The 17,780-nt window shown below is 45.6% G+C and carries 19 protein-coding genes; all 19 read left to right on the forward strand.

What is annotated here, in order from left to right; all coding sequences use genetic code 11:
• The first annotated feature begins 7 nt into the window (after positions 1-7).
• Positions 8-2,248 (forward strand): DNA gyrase/topoisomerase IV subunit A, encoded by a 2,241-nt coding sequence (locus R2J37_RS08190; protein WP_316264479.1) that lies wholly within the window; start codon positions 8-10, stop codon positions 2,246-2,248.
• Positions 2,249-2,461: 213 nt separating this feature from the next.
• Complete coding sequence (locus tag R2J37_RS08195; protein WP_230106273.1) at positions 2,462-2,929, forward strand: ribosome maturation factor RimP; 468 nt, start codon at positions 2,462-2,464, stop codon at positions 2,927-2,929.
• A 17-nt stretch (positions 2,930-2,946) separates the two neighbouring features.
• Entirely contained in the window at positions 2,947-4,158 is a 1,212-nt protein-coding gene (nusA, locus tag R2J37_RS08200; protein WP_230106272.1) for a transcription termination factor NusA, read from the forward strand.
• Positions 4,159-4,217: 59 nt separating this feature from the next.
• Positions 4,218-4,445, forward strand: a complete 228-nt coding sequence (gene rnpM / locus R2J37_RS08205; protein WP_331471488.1) for an RNase P modulator RnpM — start codon at positions 4,218-4,220, stop codon at positions 4,443-4,445.
• Between the two features lie 10 nt (positions 4,446-4,455).
• Positions 4,456-4,737 (forward strand): L7Ae/L30e/S12e/Gadd45 family ribosomal protein, encoded by a 282-nt coding sequence (locus R2J37_RS08210; RefSeq protein WP_465220975.1) that lies wholly within the window; start codon positions 4,456-4,458, stop codon positions 4,735-4,737.
• Positions 4,738-4,772: 35 nt separating this feature from the next.
• The gene (infB, locus tag R2J37_RS08215; RefSeq protein WP_316264481.1) at positions 4,773-7,409 is read left to right on the forward strand and encodes a translation initiation factor IF-2; all 2,637 of its coding nucleotides are present in this window, start codon (positions 4,773-4,775) and stop codon (positions 7,407-7,409) included.
• 37 nt (positions 7,410-7,446) lie between these two features.
• On the forward strand, positions 7,447-7,833 hold the full coding sequence (rbfA, locus tag R2J37_RS08220; protein WP_230106268.1) for a 30S ribosome-binding factor RbfA: 387 nt from the start codon (positions 7,447-7,449) through the stop codon (positions 7,831-7,833).
• Complete coding sequence (locus tag R2J37_RS08225) at positions 7,820-8,803, forward strand: DHH family phosphoesterase (protein ID WP_316264482.1); 984 nt, start codon at positions 7,820-7,822, stop codon at positions 8,801-8,803. The genes rbfA and R2J37_RS08225 overlap by 14 nt, the downstream gene beginning before the upstream one ends.
• A 3-nt stretch (positions 8,804-8,806) precedes the next feature.
• Positions 8,807-9,712: a tRNA pseudouridine(55) synthase TruB gene (truB, locus tag R2J37_RS08230; protein ID WP_316264483.1), complete on the forward strand. Its 906-nt coding sequence runs from the start codon at positions 8,807-8,809 to the stop codon at positions 9,710-9,712.
• 27 nt (positions 9,713-9,739) lie between these two features.
• Positions 9,740-10,678 carry a riboflavin biosynthesis protein RibF gene (ribF, locus tag R2J37_RS08235; protein WP_230106265.1) on the forward strand — a complete coding sequence of 313 codons (939 nt, stop codon included), beginning with the start codon at positions 9,740-9,742 and terminating at the stop codon, positions 10,676-10,678.
• 177 nt (positions 10,679-10,855) lie between these two features.
• A complete protein-coding gene (gene rpsO / locus R2J37_RS08240) occupies positions 10,856-11,122 on the forward strand; it encodes a 30S ribosomal protein S15 (protein WP_230106264.1) in 267 nt (88 codons plus the stop codon).
• A gap of 209 nt (positions 11,123-11,331) precedes the next feature.
• Positions 11,332-13,419 (forward strand): polyribonucleotide nucleotidyltransferase, encoded by a 2,088-nt coding sequence (locus R2J37_RS08245; protein WP_230106263.1) that lies wholly within the window; start codon positions 11,332-11,334, stop codon positions 13,417-13,419.
• 105 nt (positions 13,420-13,524) lie between these two features.
• Positions 13,525-14,442 (forward strand): stage III sporulation protein AA, encoded by a 918-nt coding sequence (gene spoIIIAA / locus R2J37_RS08250; protein ID WP_230106262.1) that lies wholly within the window; start codon positions 13,525-13,527, stop codon positions 14,440-14,442.
• Positions 14,439-14,960, forward strand: coding sequence for a stage III sporulation protein AB (locus R2J37_RS08255; protein WP_316264486.1), 522 nt, complete (start codon positions 14,439-14,441; stop codon positions 14,958-14,960). The genes spoIIIAA and R2J37_RS08255 overlap by 4 nt, the downstream gene beginning before the upstream one ends.
• 10 nt (positions 14,961-14,970) lie before the next feature.
• Complete coding sequence (gene spoIIIAC, locus R2J37_RS08260) at positions 14,971-15,165, forward strand: stage III sporulation protein AC (protein WP_230106260.1); 195 nt, start codon at positions 14,971-14,973, stop codon at positions 15,163-15,165.
• Positions 15,166-15,205: 40 nt separating this feature from the next.
• Positions 15,206-15,592, forward strand: a complete 387-nt coding sequence (locus R2J37_RS08265; RefSeq protein ID WP_256194331.1) for a SpoIIIAC/SpoIIIAD family protein — start codon at positions 15,206-15,208, stop codon at positions 15,590-15,592.
• A complete protein-coding gene (locus R2J37_RS08270) occupies positions 15,589-16,806 on the forward strand; it encodes a stage III sporulation protein AE (protein WP_316264489.1) in 1,218 nt (405 codons plus the stop codon). Before R2J37_RS08265 ends, R2J37_RS08270 begins: the two co-directional genes overlap by 4 nt.
• A gap of 20 nt (positions 16,807-16,826) precedes the next feature.
• Positions 16,827-17,171: a stage III sporulation protein AF gene (locus R2J37_RS08275; RefSeq protein ID WP_316264491.1), complete on the forward strand. Its 345-nt coding sequence runs from the start codon at positions 16,827-16,829 to the stop codon at positions 17,169-17,171.
• A complete protein-coding gene (locus R2J37_RS08280; protein ID WP_316264492.1) occupies positions 17,161-17,775 on the forward strand; it encodes a SpoIIIAG-related protein in 615 nt (204 codons plus the stop codon). The genes R2J37_RS08275 and R2J37_RS08280 overlap by 11 nt, the downstream gene beginning before the upstream one ends.
• The last annotated feature ends 5 nt before the right edge of the window (positions 17,776-17,780 follow it).

Below are 17,780 nucleotides of genomic sequence, written 5' to 3' on the forward strand. Positions count from 1 at the left end.
AATAGCAATGCAGGAAGAACAGATCATTCGTACGGAATACTCGGATCTGATGAAAAAATCTTATATTGATTATGCGATGAGCGTCATTATTGCAAGGGCCCTTCCGGATGTGCGCGATGGGCTGAAGCCTGTTCAGCGGCGGACACTTTATGACATGCACGAGCTGGGTATCCGCTATGACAGGCCTTACCGTAAATGTGCCCGTATAGTAGGAGATACGATGGGTAAATACCATCCTCACGGAGACAGTTCCATTTATGAAGCCCTTGTGGTAATGGCACAGGAATTTAAAAAAGGCATGGTCCTTGTGGATGGCCACGGGAATTTTGGTTCCATTGAAGGAGACGGGGCGGCGGCCATGCGTTACACAGAGGCCCGCCTTGCCAAATTTACACAGATGGCGTTTCTTAAGGATCTGGACAAAGATGTAGTCAATTTTATGCCCAACTTTGACGAGACGGAAAAAGAACCGGAAGTGCTTCCGGTGCGTATTCCCAACCTTCTCGTAAATGGAGCGGAAGGAATCGCAGTCGGTATGGCGACCAGTATTCCGACTCACAATCTGGGCGAAGTCATCGACGCAGTGAAGGCCTATATGAAAAATGATGAAATCAGCACAAGGCAGCTGATGAAATATGTAAAAGGGCCGGATTTTCCTACCGGCGGCATTGTGGTAAACAAGGATGATCTCCTGAACATCTACGAAACAGGAACCGGCAAGATCAAACTGCGGGGTAAAGTGGAAGTGGAGGACATGAAAGGCGGAAAACAGCGTCTAGTCATTACAGAAATCCCGTATACCATGATCGGGGCAGGAATCGGAAAATTCCTCAACGATGTTTGTGCCCTTGTAGAAACAAAAAAGACAAACGATATCGTAGATATTTCCAACCAGTCCTCCAAGGAAGGGATCCGCATTGTCATTGAGCTGAAAAAAGGGGCGGACGTCAAAAATCTGACCAATATGCTCTATAAAAAGACACGGCTGGAAGATACTTTTGGCGTCAATATGCTGGCGGTTGCAGACGGACGTCCGGAGACCATGGGGCTTAAGAAGATCATTGAGCATCATGTGGATTTCCAGTTTGAACTTGCAACACGCAAATACAAAAATCTTCTTGCAAAGGAGCTGGACCGCAAAGAAATCCAGGAAGGTCTGATCAAGGCATGTGATGTCATAGACCTGATCATTGAGATCCTGCGTGGAAGCCGGTCGGTGAAGGATGCGAAGGAATGTCTGACAAAAGGGATCACGGATAACATTGTCTTTAAATCCAAGATTTCCAGGAAAATGGCGTCCATGCTGCGCTTTACGGAGCGGCAGGCCACAGCCATCCTGGAAATGCGCCTTTATAAGCTGATCGGGCTGGAAATCGAAGCGCTTATGAAGGAGCATGAGGAGACCCTGGCTAATATTGCAAGATACGAGGATATTTTAAATAACTATGATTCCATGGCAGACGTTATTATAGAAGAATTAGATGCGTTCAAAAAGGAATTTGCAGTCAAACGAAAGACTGTGGTTGAGAATGCAGAGGAAGCTGTCTTTGAAGAAAAGAAGATCGAGGAGCAGGAGATCGTCTTTCTTATGGACCGTTTCGGATATGCAAGATGCGTGGATGTTCCTACCTATGAGAGGAATAAAGAGGCGGCGGACAGTGAAAACAAATATGTAGTGAACTGTCTGAATACCGGAAAGATCTGTATCTTTACTGACGGCGGAAAGATGCATCAGCTGAAAGTTCTGGATGTTCCTTTTGGAAAATTCAGAGATAAAGGCCAGCCGGTGGATAATATGAGCAACTTTGACAGCACGCAGGAAGAGATCGTCTATCTGTGCGACGCGGAACAGATGCGTTTCTCCAGAATCTTTTTTGCCACTAAGCAGGGAATGATCAAGCAGGTGGAAGGAACAGAATTTCAGGTATCCAAGCGGACAATAGCAGCCACGAAGCTGCAGGAGGGAGACAGCCTTGTCAGTGTGGCGGTCATTACCGACAATAAGCAGGTGGTCCTTCAAACAAAGGATGGGTATTTCCTTCGTTTCCCGGCGTCAGAAGTTTCAGAAAAGAAAAAAGGAGCTGTGGGTGTAAGAGGAATCCGGCTTAAGAAAAACGATGAGCTGGAAGCAGCGTATCTCTTCGACGAGGGGACAGAGGCCAAGGCGGTATATAAAGAGAAAGAAGTAGTTCTTAACCGCCTCAGGATCGGAAAGAGAGACACCCAGGGAGTAAAGAACCGGGGATAAGATTTAGGACAGAAAATCCGGTATATAAAAAAAGTACGGGAAATCCCTTGATTTTCCGTAAAAACAGTGCTATACTAAACAGCAGTTACATAAACATGCGGCAGAAGAGTGGACGAAAGTTCACTCTTCTTTATATGATGGAAAGGTTTTCTGGATTTCCCATATTTCCGCTGGAGTTATGAAGCAGAAACGGTACGAATAGGAGGTTTTACGTTGGCAAAAAGAGAAATTTATGAGCAAAGAACAGAAGAACTCTTAAATCCGATCATGGAAAGAAACGGATTTGAACTGGTGGATGTAGAGTATGTAAAAGAAGGCGGAAACTGGTATCTTCGCGCTTACATCGACAAACCGGGAGGAATCAATGTGGATGACTGTGAGAAGGTCAGCAGAGAGCTCTCCGATCTCCTGGATGAAAAGGACTTTATCGAAGAGTCCTATATTTTGGAAGTAAGTTCACCGGGACTTGGCCGTCCCCTGAAAAAAGAGAAGGACTTTAAAAGAAGTCTCGGGAAGGAAGTAGAGATCCGCACGTACCGTATGGTGGACAAAAAGAAAGAATTTACCGGAATCCTTACAGGCTATGATAAAGATACCGTAACGATTGAAATGGAAAACAGTGAACAAAAAACATTTGACAAAGGCGATATCGCGCTCATTCGTCTGGCATTCGATTTTTAATTTAGGAGGAAAGTCACATGAACACAGAATTATTAGAAGCGTTGAATATTTTGGAAAAGGAAAAGGACATCAGCAAGGATACCCTGATGGATGCCATCGAAAATTCTCTGATCAATGCCTGCAAAAATCATTTTGGAAAAGCAGACAACATCAAGGTGATCATGGACAGAGAAACCTGTGATTACCAGCTGATCCAGGAAAAGACAGTGGTAGAGGAAGTAGAGGATAAAGTGGAGCAGATCAGTCTGGCTGACGCAAAGATGATCGACAGCAAATTTGAGCTGGGCGATATTGTACAGATCCCGGTTGAGTCCAAATCCTTCGGCCGTATTGCGACACAGAATGCCAAGAACCTGATCCTTCAGAAGATCCGTGAAGAAGAAAGAAAAGTGGTATACGATCAGTATTTTGAAAAAGAGAGGGATATTGTAACCGGTATCGTACAGCGTTATGTCGGAAAAAATGTCAGCATCAATCTTGGAAAGGCAGACGCCATGCTCACGGAAAATGAACAGGTAAAAGGCGAGGTGTTCAAGCCTACCGAGAGAATCAAGCTGTATGTGGTTGAAGTAAAAAATACAACAAAAGGTCCTAAGATCCTTGTATCCCGTACCCATCCGGAGCTTGTAAAGAGATTGTTTGAAGCAGAAGTGACAGAGGTGAAAGACGGCATCGTGGAGATCAAGAGCATTGCCAGAGAGGCAGGAAGCCGTACAAAGATTGCAGTATGGTCCAACGATCCGGATGTGGATCCCGTGGGAGCCTGTGTCGGAATGAACGGGGCAAGAGTAAACGCAATTGTCAATGAACTGCGCGGCGAGAAGATCGATATTATCAACTGGAGTGACAACCCGGGAATTTTGATCGAGAACGCATTAAGTCCCGCGAAGGTAATTTCTGTTATGGCTGATCCTGATGATAAGACAGCAAGCGTTATCGTGCCGGATTACCAGCTTTCTCTTGCGATTGGTAAAGAAGGACAGAACGCAAGACTTGCAGCACGTCTGACCGGATACAAAATCGATATTAAGAGCGAGACACAGGCCATTGAATCAGGAGAGCTTCCGGAAAATTATATGGAGCTTGGCGAAGGGGTATACGAAGAAGAAGTATACGAGGACGGATACGATGAAAATACTTATGAAGAAGAGTATCCGGAATCCTACGAAGAAGATTACGACAGCCAGGAAGAAGCAGAAGAAATCGAATTTCAGGAATATGAAGAATAGGTGATAAGTTGAGCAGTAACAAAAAAGTTCCTATGCGCAAATGTGTAGGGTGTCAGGAAATGAAGAGTAAAAAGGAAATGCTTCGGGTTATCAGAACCTCTGAAGGAGAGTTTTTACTGGATGCTACCGGAAAAAAGAATGGGAGAGGCGCTTACCTGTGTCCTTCCAGAGCATGTCTGGAAAAAGCAATAAAGGGAAAAGGCCTGGAACGGTCTTTTCAACAGGCAATTCCCAGAGAAGTGTATGAAACACTGGAAAGGGAGATGAGAGAAATTGATACAGAATAAAGCGCTGTCCATGATCAGTCTGGCAACTAAAGCCGGGAAAACAGTGAGCGGAGAGTTTTGTACGGAAAAAGAAGTGAAAACCGGAAGGGCTGCTTTGGTAATTGTAGCCGGGGATGCATCCGAGAATACAAAGAAAAAATTCCGGAATATGTGCGATTATTATCATGTTCCAATTTATTTTTACGAAGATAAAGATACCTTGGGCCATGCAATGGGAAAAGAGTTCAGAGCATCTCTTGCGGTATTGGACGCGGGATTTGCAAAAGGAATTATGAGACATTTGGATGCTTAAGAGATAACAGAAGTTGCATAGAGGAGGTAGGTTGTATGTCAAAAATCAAAGTATATGAACTTGCAAAGGAACTCGGCAAAACAAGCAAAGAGCTGATGGAGTTTCTTGCAGAAAAAAATATAGAAGTTAAAAGCCATATGAGTGCTTTGGAAGACGAAGATACTGAGATGCTTCGCAAGGCATTCGGGAAAAAGAAAGAAGAAGGGCCGAAGAAAAAGAATATCGTTCATGTATTCCGTCCGCAGAATTTAAGGGACAGCAAACCCGGAAACCGTCAGGGGCGCTCGCAGGGGAACCGTCCTGCACAGGGTCAGCAAGAGCGTTCCCAGGGAAGCCGCCCGGTACAGAATCAGGCAGAGCGTCCACAAGGGAACCGTCCTGCACAGGGTCAGGCAGAGCGTCCCCAGGGAAGCCGCCCGGTACAGAATCAGGCAGAGCGTCCGCAAGGGAACCGTCCTGCACAGGGTCAGCAAGAGCGTTCCCAGGGAGGCCGTCCGTCCTTTGGGCAGGCAGACCGCCAGCGTCAGAGCCGTCCGGTAAGACCGTCCGGTGACAGAAGAGATGACAGAAGAGAAGAGAAAAGAGAAGACAGAAGAGAGCCCGGCGACAGAAACCGCGGAAGAGGCACAGGAAGACCATCTGGCGACAGAAGAGATGATAGAAGAGAAGACAGGAGAGATCAGGGCGGAAGATTCGGGGATAATAAAGACCGTCAGCAAAGACGCGGACAGTCAATCCCGGCGCCGGCTCTGGAAGGACAGAAGCCGCAGAGAAATAAGAATAAAGGCAAAGACGACTATAAGAAAAAAGATTACAGAAACGATGATGAAGACAGAATGCCAAAGGGAAGAAAGCAGAAGCAGGAACAGAAACCGCAGATGCAAAAACCTCAGCATAAAGAGCAGAAACAGGAAGAGACGATCAAATCTATTGTGATTCCGGAAGTGCTGACTATTCAGGAGCTGGCTGATAAGATGAAAGTTGTTCCGTCGGCTATTGTCAAAAAGTTGTTTATGCAGGGCAAGATCGTTACAGTGAATCAGGAAGTGGATTATGAAACAGCAGAAGAAATCGCGCTGGAATTTGACATTCTCTGTGAGAAAGAAGAAGTAGTGGATGTTATTGAAGAACTTCTGAAAGAGGATGAAGAGGACGAAAAGAAGATGAAAAAGCGTCCTCCGGTTGTCTGTGTTATGGGGCATGTTGACCATGGAAAGACTTCCCTTCTTGATGCAATCCGCCACACAAATGTGATTGACAGAGAAGCCGGAGGAATCACACAGCATATCGGTGCATATGTGGCAGAAGTAAACGGAGAAAAGATTACGTTCCTTGACACGCCGGGACATGAAGCGTTTACTGCAATGCGTATGCGCGGCGCTAATTCTACAGATATCGCCATTCTTGTTGTGGCGGCAGACGATGGTGTTATGCCTCAGACAGTGGAGGCGATCAACCATGCCAAAGCGGCAGGTATAGAGATCGTGGTTGCAGTCAATAAGATTGATAAGCCAAGCGCCAATATTGACAGAGTAAAGCAGGAGCTGGCAGAATATGAGCTGATCCCGGAAGACTGGGGCGGAAGTACTGTTTTTGTTCCGGTTTCCGCGAAAACGGGAGAAGGGCTGGAAGATCTTATGGAAATGCTGATCCTGACAGCGGAAATGCTGGAGCTGAAGGCCAATCCGAACCGACGCGCAAGAGGGCTTGTAATAGAAGCGCAGCTGGATAAAGGAAAAGGATCCGTGGCAACCGTACTCGTACAGAAAGGTACCTTAAGAGTAGGGGATCCTATTGCAGCCGGAAGCGCTTACGGAAAAGTAAGAGCAATGATGGACGATAAAGGAAGACGTGTGAAAGAAGCGGGACCGTCCATGCCGGTGGAAATTCTCGGACTGAACGATGTTCCTAATGCAGGAGAAGTCTTCGTGGGATGCAAGAATGAGAAAGAGGCAAGAAACTTTGCGGAAACATTCATTTCTCAAAGTAAAGTGAAGCTTCTGGAAGAAACAAAATCCAAGCTTTCTCTGGATGATCTGTTTACGCAGATCCAGGAAGGAAACTTAAAAGAACTCGGCATCGTTGTAAAGGCAGATGTGCAGGGATCTGTGGAAGCTATCAAGCAGAGTCTTCTGAAACTGTCAAATGATGAGGTTGTTGTGAAGATCATTCACGGAGGAGTCGGAGCGATCAATGAATCTGACGTCAGCCTTGCATCGGCATCCAATGCGATCATTATCGGATTTAATGTCCGTCCGGATGCAACAGCCAAAGAGACAGCTGAAAGAGAAGGAGTTGACATCCGTCTGTATCGTGTTATCTATAATGCGATCGAAGACGTGGAAGCAGCTATGAAAGGTATGCTTGATCCGGTATTTGAGGAGAAAGTACTTGGTCACGCTGAAGTGCGTCAGACATTTAAAGCTTCCGGTGTGGGAACAATTGCAGGTGCTTATGTTCTGGACGGTACATTTGAAAGAGACTGCCAGACAAGAATTATGCGTGACGGCATTGTGATCTATGACGGAAAGCTTGCTTCCCTGAAGAGATTTAAAGATGATGTAAAAGAAGTAAGAGCAGGATACGAATGCGGATTCGTATTTGAAAATTATAATGATATCAAAGAAGGTGACCAGGTAGAATCCTTCAAAATGGTAGAAATCCCAAGATAGGGTTTTGCCTTGTCCTCCGAAAGGAGATGAAAGATTAATGAGAAAAAACAGTATCAAAAATACAAGAATTAATACAGAAGTTCAAAAGGAGCTTTCCAATATTTTGCGATCAGGGATCAAGGATCCCAGGATCGCTCCCTGGACTTCTGTGGTTGCGGTGGAGGTTGCTCCTGATCTGAAAACATGTAAAGCCTATATCAGTGTTCTCGGGGACAAAAAAGCCCAGGAGGACACAGTTGCGGGCCTTAAGAGTGCAGAAGGATATATCCGCCGGGAACTCGCACATAGTCTGAATATGAGAAATACTCCGGAAATACGCTTTATTCTGGATCAGTCCATTGAGTACGGCGTAAATATGTCAAAAAAGATTGATGATGTAACCAAAGGTCTGGATTCAAAAGGAGATGCGGATGAATCAAAATAAATGGAAGGAAATCCTGAAGGGTAAGACTTCTGTTGCAATCGGAGGCCATGAGCGTCCGGACGGAGACTGTATCGGCTCTTGCACGGGGCTGTATCTTTACCTGAAACAAAACTATGAGAATATAGAAGTTGATCTTTATCTCGAACAAATCCCGGAGACATTCCAGGTAATCAGAGGAACTGAACATATACGGCACAGTATTCCGGAGGAGAAACAATATGATCTGTTTATCTGTCTGGACTGCGGCGACAAAGAAAGACTTGGATTTTCCGTCCCATTATTCCAAAATGCCGGAACCACTTTATGTATCGACCATCATATCAGCAACACTGAATTTGCGGATGAAAATTATATTGTGCCGGATGCAAGTTCCACTTCAGAGCTGGTATATCGTCTGCTGGATAAGGAGAAGATTGAAGAAACAGTGGCAGAAGCGCTTTATATGGGGATCGTTCATGATACCGGTGTGTTTCAGTATTCCTGCACAAGTCCGGATACGTTGAGGGCGGCGGCAGATCTTCTTTCCAGGGGGATCAACGCCCCGGCACTGATCGAGCATACTTTTTATGAAAAAACATATGCACAGAATCAGATTTTGGGGCGAGCGCTGCTGGAAAGTATTGTGTTTATGGATGGGGCGTGTATTTTCACTTCATTGACGAAAGCAGTCATGCAGTTTTATGGTGTGACTGCAAAAGAGCTGGAAGGAATTGTCAGCCAGCTTCGTGTGACAAAAGGAGTAGAGGTCGCAATTTTTATGTATGAGCTGGAGCCGAATGTATACAAGGTGAGTCTGCGTTCCAAAGAAAAGGTTGATGTGAGCAGGATTGCCAGATACTTCGGCGGAGGCGGACATGTGCGAGCTGCGGGCTTCACTATGCCGGGAACGGTACATGATGTCATTAACAATCTGTCAAAGCAGATTGAACTGCAGCTTGGACCAAAAGAGAAAACAAAGAGTGAGGCATAACAGATGATACACGGAATATTAAATGTGTATAAAGAACAGGGATACACTTCCCATGATGTTGTTGCAAAACTTCGGGGAATTACGAAACAAAAAAAAATCGGTCATACAGGGACGCTTGATCCGGATGCGGAAGGCGTCCTTCCCATATGCCTCGGAAGTGCTACAAAAATATGCAGTCTTTTGACAGACAGAAGCAAAACATACAGGACGGTGCTGCTTCTTGGGCAGACGACAGATACACAGGATGTTTCCGGCAACTGTCTGGAGAGCCAATCTGTCAGTCATTTGACAGAAAGTCAAGTGAAAGAAGCAATCCTGAAATTTGAGGGGGAATATGAACAGGTACCACCTATGTATTCAGCGCTCAAAGTAAATGGGAAAAAGCTGTATGAACTTGCACGGGAAGGGAAGACAGTAGAACGCTCCGCAAGGAAAGTTGTGATCCATGACATAAAGATAGAAAAGATAGAACTTCCCCGGGTATGGATGGAGGTTTCCTGTTCCAAAGGTACCTATATTCGTACACTGTGCAATGATATTGGCGGTGTACTTGGAACCGGAGGATGCATGGAGAAACTGAAAAGAACCAGGGTGGGGGAACTGTCCATTGAAAACAGCCTTACTCTGGGAGAAATACAGAATCATATGGAGGAAGGAACACTTAATGAAATCCTTCTTCCGGTTGACCATTTTTTCAGAAAGTATCGTAAGATCACTGTAGGAAAAGAGGAAGAAAGGTTTCTGTATAATGGCAACAGTTTTTTCATCCCTCATTTAAAAGAAAAACCCGATGATAAAGAGCTGGTGAGAATGTATAACAGAGAGGGAAACTTTATTGCGCTTTACCGGTACAGCGGGAAGACAGAACGATTTGAGACAGAAAAGATGTTTTTAAATGACAGGCAATAGAAGCAGACGACGATGGAAGGGATAGATATGCAGTATATAAGAGGAATTGAATCCTACAGCTGTGGAGAGAGAAGTGCTGTGACGCTGGGAAAATTTGACGGGCTTCACAGAGGACATCAAAAGCTGGTGGAAAGAGTACGTGAATATGCAAAGACAGAAGGGGTAAGAAGCATTGTATGTGCTTTTGATATGCTTCCTCTTCGCGAGAGGATGCACATGCCCGGTAAAGTGCTGATGACAAAGGAGGAAAGGGCAGATCATCTGGAAGGAAAGGTTGATTTTCTGGTAGACTGTCCATTTACCGAGAAATTCAGTGAAATGGAAGCCGAGGATTTTATTCGGGACATACTGGCGGATACCTTCCATGCCTCATATGTCGTGGTGGGAACGGATTTTCACTTTGGTCATGGGAAGAAGGGAGATGTGCGTATGCTGGAAAAATACCAGGAAGAATACGGATATCACCTGGAAGTAATTGAGAAGGAACGGTATGGAGAACGTGTGATCAGCAGCAGTTATATCCGTGAAGCACTCAAAGAAGGGGATATGTCTCTGGCAGAGACTCTTCTTGGATACCCGTACAGTGTGACAGGGATCGTAGAACACGGAAAACAGCTTGGAAGAACCCTGGGTTTTCCCACAATTAATGTGGCGCCTCCCCAAGAGAAACTCCTCCCGCCCAATGGCGTTTATTTAGGGCAGATTTGTATGGACGGAATTTGGTACAATGCTATAGGAAATGTAGGGGTGAAACCTACTGTGACAGACAGCGGGCGTATGCTGGTGGAAAGTTATCTGATCGGATACAGCGGGGATGCGTACGGAAAAGAAACAAAGATCCGTATCAGGCATTTTTGCAGGCCGGAGAAGAAATTTGCAGATGTTCAGGATATGAAAAATCAGGTAAATGCAGATATTGCACATGCCGAAGCGTTTTTTGCGGAAAAGGCCGGATATCCGGAATAGAAAAGGCTGCTTGAAAAAGCATCTGGGTAAAAGCGAAGAGTATTTGAAGAAAAGGTTTACAATACAGAAGTCCTGTGTTATACTAGGCAGGTATGAACAGCCGGTGTTCGGTAACTGGATCACTCCGACCATTACTTAATGCAGGCCAAGTAGAAAGAATATAAGGAGGAAAACAAAATGATAACAAAAGAGCAGAAAGCACAGATTATTGCTGAATACGGAAGAGGAGAAGGAGATACAGGATCTCCGGAAGTGCAGATCGCAATTCTGACAGCAAGAATCAACGACCTGACAGATCATTTCAAGGCAAATCCGAAGGATCATCATTCCAGAAGAGGACTTCTGAAAATGGTTGGTCAGAGAAGAGGTCTTCTGGCTTATCTTAGAAAGAAAGATATCGAAAGATATCGTGCACTGATCGAAAGACTTGGACTTAGAAAATAATTTGTCCGGTATTTCAAAGGGCTTAGGAAAAGGGTGTCCGTATGACACCCTTTTTTCTTGCTTATGAGAGCTGTATATGCTATAATATTTTAGACTGCGAGCGGGAGAAAAATCCCGAGACCACTGAAAAGCGTATTTGTCTCAAATACTTTTTTCAGTAGTTTCGGTATTGCCTGCTGCAGCATAAAAGTAAGATGAAGGAGAATGACATGTACAAGAAGTATGAAATGGAATTAGCCGGAAGAACTCTGTGCGTGGATGTAGACAGAGTGGCAAAGCAGGCAAACGGTGCGGTTTTAATGCACTATGGGGATACGACAGTGCTGTGTACGGCCACAGCGTCAGAAAAGCCGCGTGAGGGAATTGATTTCTTTCCCTTAAGTGTAGAATATAATGAGAGAATGTACGCAGTTGGAAAGATTCCGGGAGGATTTAACAAGCGTGAGGGGAAAGCATCTGAAAATGCGATCCTTACCTGCCGTGTAATTGACCGCCCGATGCGTCCTCTTTTCCCAAAAGATTACAGGAATGATGTTACACTGGAAAATCTTGTGTTGTCTGTAGATCAGGACTGCTCACCGGAGCTTACAGCTATGCTGGGAGCAGCAATTGCAACCTGTATTTCAGATATTCCTTTTGACGGTCCGATTTCCACTACTCAGGTAGGACTGGTTGATGGAGAATTTGTATTCAATCCGACAGCAGCACAGAAGGAAGTTTCAGAACTTTCCCTTACCGTTGCTTCTACGAAGGAAAAGGTGATCATGATCGAAGCAGGAGCAAACGAAGTTCCGGAAGAGCGCATGATCGAGGCAATCTATGCAGCTCATGAGCTGAATCAGAAGGTGATCGCATTTATTGATCAGATCGTGGCAGAATGTGGTAAGCCGAAGCATTCCTATGAAAGCTTTGCAGTTCCGGAAGAACTGTTTGCAGCGATCCGGGAGATCGTAACTCCGCAGGAGATGGAAGAAGCAGTCTTCACAGATGACAAACAGACAAGAGAGGAAAACATCCGCCAGATTACAGATAGACTGGAAGAAGCCTTTGCAGATAATGAAGAGTGGCTGGCAAAACTTCCGGAGGCAGTATATCAGTATCAGAAGAAAACGGTACGTAAGATGATCCTGAAAGATCATAAGCGTCCGGACGGAAGAGCAATTGACCAGATCCGTCCTCTTTCAGCAGAAATCGACCTGATCCCAAGAGTACACGGTTCTGCTATGTTTACAAGAGGACAGACACAGATCTGTACTATTACGACTCTGGCTCCTCTTGCAGAGGCACAGAGACTGGATGGCCTGGACGAGGCAGAGACATCCAAGCGGTATATGCATCACTATAATTTCCCGTCCTACTCTGTAGGTGAGACAAGACCGTCCAGAGGACCGGGACGTCGTGAGATCGGCCATGGGGCTTTAGCAGAGCGCGCCCTTGTTCCTGTACTTCCGGATGAAAATGAATTTCCATATGCGATCCGTACTGTATCAGAGACATTCGAATCCAATGGATCCACTTCACAGGCAAGTATCTGTGCATCATCCATGTCTCTGATGGCTGCCGGAGTACCGATCCATTCTGCAGTTGCAGGAATTTCCGCAGGTCTCGTGACAGGAGATACAGATGACGATTATCTTGTACTGACCGACATCCAGGGCCTGGAAGACTTCTTTGGAGACATGGACTTCAAGGTGGCTGGTACACATAAGGGTATTACAGCAATCCAGATGGATATTAAGATCCATGGATTGACAAGACCGATCATTGAGGAAGCGATCGCCGCTACAAAGAAAGCGCGTACCTATATTCTTGATGAGGTTATGTCAAAGGCAATCAGCGAGCCGAGACCGGAAGTGGGACCGTATGCTCCGAAGATCATCCAGATGCAGATCGATCCTCAGAAGATTGGCGATGTAGTAGGCCAGAGAGGAAAGACAATCAACGCTATTATTGAGGAGACTGGAGTTAAGATCGATATCACAGACGATGGCGCTGTGTCCATCTGCGGAACAGAAGCAAAAGGAATGGAGAGAGCGAAACGTCTGATCGAGATCATCGTCAGTGATTTTGAAGCCGGACAGGTACTGGAAGGCAAAGTGGTCAGCATCAAAGAATTTGGTGCATTCCTTGAGTTTGCCCCAGGTAAAGAGGGAATGGTTCACATTTCCAAGCTTTCCAAAGAACGAGTAAAACAGGTGGAAGATGTACTGACACTTGGAGATGTAGTAAAGGTTGTATGCCTTGGAAAAGATAAGATGGGACGTTTCTCCTTCAGCATGAAGGACGTTGCAGAATAAGAAAAAGAGAAAATGACAGAGGGTCATATGCGAATGCATATGGCCTTTTTTCTTGTAATAAAATGCTCTGCCTTACATATATATGGGTTAAAGAGGTGGACAAAGATGGAAAAAAACAGAGTTTTAAAAATCCTTCCCGGCAGGGTCAGAGAGATGATAGAGAAGGAGATTGATACTTATGAGGGACTTCAGGAGATCAAGCTTAGAACCGGAAAACCGCTTCTGATGAGATGCGGAGGGGAGGAATACATTCCCGGAAGAGGACATCCCTATATCGTGACAGCGGAGGACGTCAGGGAGACCATTGACTACGCCAGCAATTATTCCCTCTATGCTTATGAAGAGGAAATGAGGCAGGGGTTTATTACGATTGAAGGAGGACACCGGGTAGGCATGACAGGACAGGCAATCCTGGAAAAAGGACAGGTAAAGAATCTGAAATATATTTCCTCGGTAAATATCCGCATTTCTCATGAGGTACAAGGATGCGCGGATCAGGTGTTTCCATTCATTCTGTGCAGACGCCAGCTTAAGCATACGCTGATCATATCGCCGCCCGGGTGCGGGAAGACCACGCTCCTTCGGGACATGATACGGCAGATATCCGACGGCAACCAATATATAAAAGGGATGACAGTGGGGGTAGTGGATGAAAGATCGGAAATTGCCGGATGCTATATGGGAGTGGCACAGAATCATCTTGGCATCCGCACGGACGTACTGGATGGATGCCCGAAAGCAGAAGGGATGATCATGCTGATCCGATCTATGGCTCCCCAGGTTATTGCAGTAGATGAGATTGGCGCCCGGGAAGATGTACATGCCATCGAATATGCCATGCACTGCGGATGCAGAATGCTGGCTACCATGCATGGTGCCTCAATCGAGGAACTTAGGAGAAAGCCTGTGTCGGGGAAAATGATGGAAGAAAAGAGATTTGAACGATATATCATACTGGAAGGGAAGGCGAAGATCCAAGGGATATATGATGAAAACGGGAAACTTATGGAGAAGAAGATATGATGCTGCAGGCGGTGGGAGGGACTCTTGTTATTGCTTCAGCCTTCCTTATAGGATGGAGAGCTTCAGAGGACCTGGAAAAGGAATACCGGCAGCTGGGAGAACTTCAGAGGATCAGCAGTATGCTGCAGGGGGAAATCCGTTATGCCAGAGCCTTTCTGGCAGAAGCCTTTGGCAGCATTGCACGGACAGTACAGGAGCCGTACAAGAGCTGGATGCTGGAAATGCATCAAAGGATGAATGCAAAGGAAAGCGGAAGCTTTGCATGTATCTGGGAGAAGACGGCCAGAGAATGCCTGGCGGATCTGTCCATTAGCGATATAGAGAAAAGAAGACTTTATGATCTGGGAAAATATTTGGGCAATGCAGATACACAAATGCAGCTGACCCATTTGAAAATGTATGAAGAACAGCTGGAGATCTTAAGGGCGGAAAAGCGTCAGAGTCTGCATACAAAGAAAAAGCTGTACCGGGTTCTGGGAGCCGTCGGGGGAATATTTTTGGCAATACTGCTGATATAAGGAGGCATTCATGGAAGTAAATCTGATCTTTAAAATAGCAGCTGTGGGAATACTGGTATCGGTGTTAAGTCAGGTACTGAAACACAGCGGAAGGGAGGAACAGGCCTTTCTCACCAGTCTTGCCGGACTGCTTTTGGTACTCTTTTGGATCGTTCCTTATATTTATGATCTGTTTGCGGCGATACAGGAGTTGTTTTCGCTGTAGATCCTAAGAAGCAGGGAAACACAAGGAAAGAAGGGGAAAAATGGGTATGCTGCAGATTGGTCTCCTGGGCGTGGCGGGGGCATTACTTGCAATACAGTTTAAGGGAGGAAAAACAGAATACGGGATTTATATATGTGCGGGAATCAGCCTTATCATCTTTTTGGGCATTTTAAGCCGACTTACAGTGGTGCTTGATATTATGGAGGAAATTGCGGGATATATTGACCTTGCGCCTGCTTATACAGGAATGCTGATAAAAATGCTGGGCATTACATATGTGGCGGAATTTTCTTCCGCCATATGCCGGGATGCCGGATATCAGACGATCGCACAGCAGATTGAAATTTTCGGAAAGGCAGTGGTTCTGGTTCTGGGATTGCCGGTAATCCTGGCCCTTTTGGAAATGATAAGGGATTTTTTGGCATGAGACGAAAGATAGCAAGGGTATTCGGCGTAACTTTACTGCTCCTTTCCTTCTTTTTCCTGTGGGGGAGCAAAGAGATACCGGTTAAGGCGGCTGATATTGCGGAAAATGAAAAAGCGGAATATGAAGCGGAAACAGAATATGAGGAGACGGAAGCAGGAGACGTTCGGGCGTACATGGAGGAGAAACTGGAATTTGACGATATTAATCGGGAATTGGAGGGATTGTTTCCTGATGAAAAGCTGGATTTTGGAGAGACAGTGCTCCAGATCCTGTCAGGGGATCTCTCTGTTTCGGCGGACCTTTTAAAAAGACTGTGTGCAGATCAGCTCACTTATGCGTTTCAGGTAAATCAGGAAAGCTTAATACACATGCTTTTGATTGCTTTGATCGCAGCGATCTTTACAAAATTTGCAGATGTATTCGATTCCAGGCAGATTTCAGATATCAGTTTTTATATTTTGTACATGTTGATGATCGCTCTTTGTCTGAATGCATTTCAGAGTGCTGCAGAATGGACGGAAGATGGAATCCGGCTCCTCGCTGATTTCATGCAAGCATTGTGTCCGGTATATTTTCTGGCAGTTTCTCTGGCAAAGGGGAGCGTTACGGCAGCGGCTTTTTATAATCTTATTTTATTACTGATCTTCCTGATTGAACTTTTGATCATTGGTTTCCTTTTGCCGGTAATACATATTTATATGATGATGAAGGTGCTCAACTATCTTTCGGAAGAAGAATATCTGTCACGCTTTACAGAGCTGATAGAAACAGTGGTATCCTGGACACTGAAAACGATGCTTGCATGTGTGATCGGGCTGAATACCATACAGGGGCTGATCATGCCTGCTGTGGACAGTGTGAAAAGGAGCGCAGTGGCAAGAGGCGTGGAAGCGATCCCCGGTATCGGAGACGCTGTAAGCGGAACCGCGGAAGTGATTTTGGGAACGGCTGTTGTAGTGAAAAACGGAGTGGGAGCAGCCGGAGCAGTCATATGTTTTGCATTGTGCCTTGCACCCCTTATCCAGATTGGAGTAATGGTACTTTTCTATAAACTTGCGGCAGCTTTAGTGCAGCCGGTGGCAGATAAACGGCTTACCGGCTGTATTGGAGGAATGGCGGATGGCTGTCAGCTCCTGATGCGCATGATATTTACGGCAGGGATTCTTTTTTTGATAACCATCGCAATTGTTGCGGCAACGACAAGCAGCGTATAAAAGAAAGAGGGGGAAAATACATGTTCCAGTATCTTTATGATTGGATGCAAAGTATTGCCTATTTTATGATACTTATTACAATTCTGATGCATGTTATCCCAAATCAGGGATACCAGAAATACATTCGTTTTTTTACGGGAGCGCTTCTTGTCATCCTCCTTTTAACACCTGTCTGGAAGCTGACAGGAATGAGCGAGGACATACGGAAGATTTATGAAGGGAGTGATTATGAAGAAGCGGTAGAACGGATCGAAGAAGCAGGCGCCGATCCTGGAGATATGGGACAGCAAAGAACCGGAGAAGTCGGGAAAGCAGGAGAAGAGGAAACGGAGATCAAGGTGGAGGAGATTCAGATTGGAAGGTGAAAAAAGAGAAAAAATAGGGGAGCGCTTTTTGAAAATATTAGGACAGAGAAAATTTCCAAAAAAGGACAGTCTGGTGATCCTCCTTTTATGCGGGGTTCTCCTTTTGGTCATAGCCCTCCCTGTATCGAAAGGGGAGACGGATGAAGAGGGGATGGCAGAAGAAAGGAGGGCTGCCGGAATGTCAGAAACGGATGGAGGAAATTATGCTGATTATCTGGAAACACGGCTTGAAGACACCCTGTCACGGGTGTCGGGAGTTGGGAAGGTAAAAGTTATGGTGACTCTGGGATCCACAGCAGAAAAGGTCATTGAAAAGGACAGCCAGACAGAGAGTGAAAATGTAACGGAGGAAGACAGCCAGGGCGGAGTCCGCTCTACAGTAAGGAACTCCTCAGATGTAGTTACCGTATATGGAGAGGAGGAGCAGGGGGAAGGAGGGACGCCCTATGTAACAAAGGAGCTGAGCCCGAAAGTAGAGGGAATTGTAGTGATTGCGGAAGGAGGGGATAAGGGAGTTGTGGTACAGAATATAACGGAAGCAGTCCAAGCATTATTTGGAGTAGACACGCATAAAATTAAGGTAATGAAGCTCAATGAAAAATAAGGAGG

This window comes from Claveliimonas bilis, from assembly GCF_030296775.1.
Lineage (GTDB): Bacteria > Bacillota > Clostridia > Lachnospirales > Lachnospiraceae > Claveliimonas > Claveliimonas bilis.

Excerpts from the sequence above, each read along its gene's own strand:
- R2J37_RS08210 (WP_465220975.1), top strand. The coding sequence starts at position 4,456 with ATGATCAGTCTGGCAACTAAAGCCGGGAAAACAGTGAGCGGAGAGTTT.
- rbfA (WP_230106268.1), top strand. The coding sequence starts at position 7,447 with ATGAGAAAAAACAGTATCAAAAATACAAGAATTAATACAGAAGTTCAA.
- R2J37_RS08275 (WP_316264491.1), top strand. The coding sequence starts at position 16,827 with ATGTTCCAGTATCTTTATGATTGGATGCAAAGTATTGCCTATTTTATG.
- R2J37_RS08245 (WP_230106263.1), top strand. The coding sequence starts at position 11,332 with ATGTACAAGAAGTATGAAATGGAATTAGCCGGAAGAACTCTGTGCGTG.
- nusA (WP_230106272.1), top strand. The coding sequence starts at position 2,947 with ATGAACACAGAATTATTAGAAGCGTTGAATATTTTGGAAAAGGAAAAG.
- R2J37_RS08225 (WP_316264482.1), top strand. The coding sequence starts at position 7,820 with ATGAATCAAAATAAATGGAAGGAAATCCTGAAGGGTAAGACTTCTGTT.
- rpsO (WP_230106264.1), top strand. The coding sequence starts at position 10,856 with ATGATAACAAAAGAGCAGAAAGCACAGATTATTGCTGAATACGGAAGA.
- truB (WP_316264483.1), top strand. The coding sequence starts at position 8,807 with ATGATACACGGAATATTAAATGTGTATAAAGAACAGGGATACACTTCC.
- R2J37_RS08190 (WP_316264479.1), top strand. The coding sequence starts at position 8 with ATGCAGGAAGAACAGATCATTCGTACGGAATACTCGGATCTGATGAAA.
- R2J37_RS08270 (WP_316264489.1), top strand. The coding sequence starts at position 15,589 with ATGAGACGAAAGATAGCAAGGGTATTCGGCGTAACTTTACTGCTCCTT.
- R2J37_RS08265 (WP_256194331.1), top strand. The coding sequence starts at position 15,206 with ATGGGTATGCTGCAGATTGGTCTCCTGGGCGTGGCGGGGGCATTACTT.
- infB (WP_316264481.1), top strand. The coding sequence starts at position 4,773 with ATGTCAAAAATCAAAGTATATGAACTTGCAAAGGAACTCGGCAAAACA.
- spoIIIAA (WP_230106262.1), top strand. The coding sequence starts at position 13,525 with ATGGAAAAAAACAGAGTTTTAAAAATCCTTCCCGGCAGGGTCAGAGAG.
- ribF (WP_230106265.1), top strand. The coding sequence starts at position 9,740 with ATGCAGTATATAAGAGGAATTGAATCCTACAGCTGTGGAGAGAGAAGT.
- spoIIIAC (WP_230106260.1), top strand. The coding sequence starts at position 14,971 with ATGGAAGTAAATCTGATCTTTAAAATAGCAGCTGTGGGAATACTGGTA.
- rnpM (WP_331471488.1), top strand. The coding sequence starts at position 4,218 with ATGAAGAGTAAAAAGGAAATGCTTCGGGTTATCAGAACCTCTGAAGGA.
- R2J37_RS08255 (WP_316264486.1), top strand. The coding sequence starts at position 14,439 with ATGATGCTGCAGGCGGTGGGAGGGACTCTTGTTATTGCTTCAGCCTTC.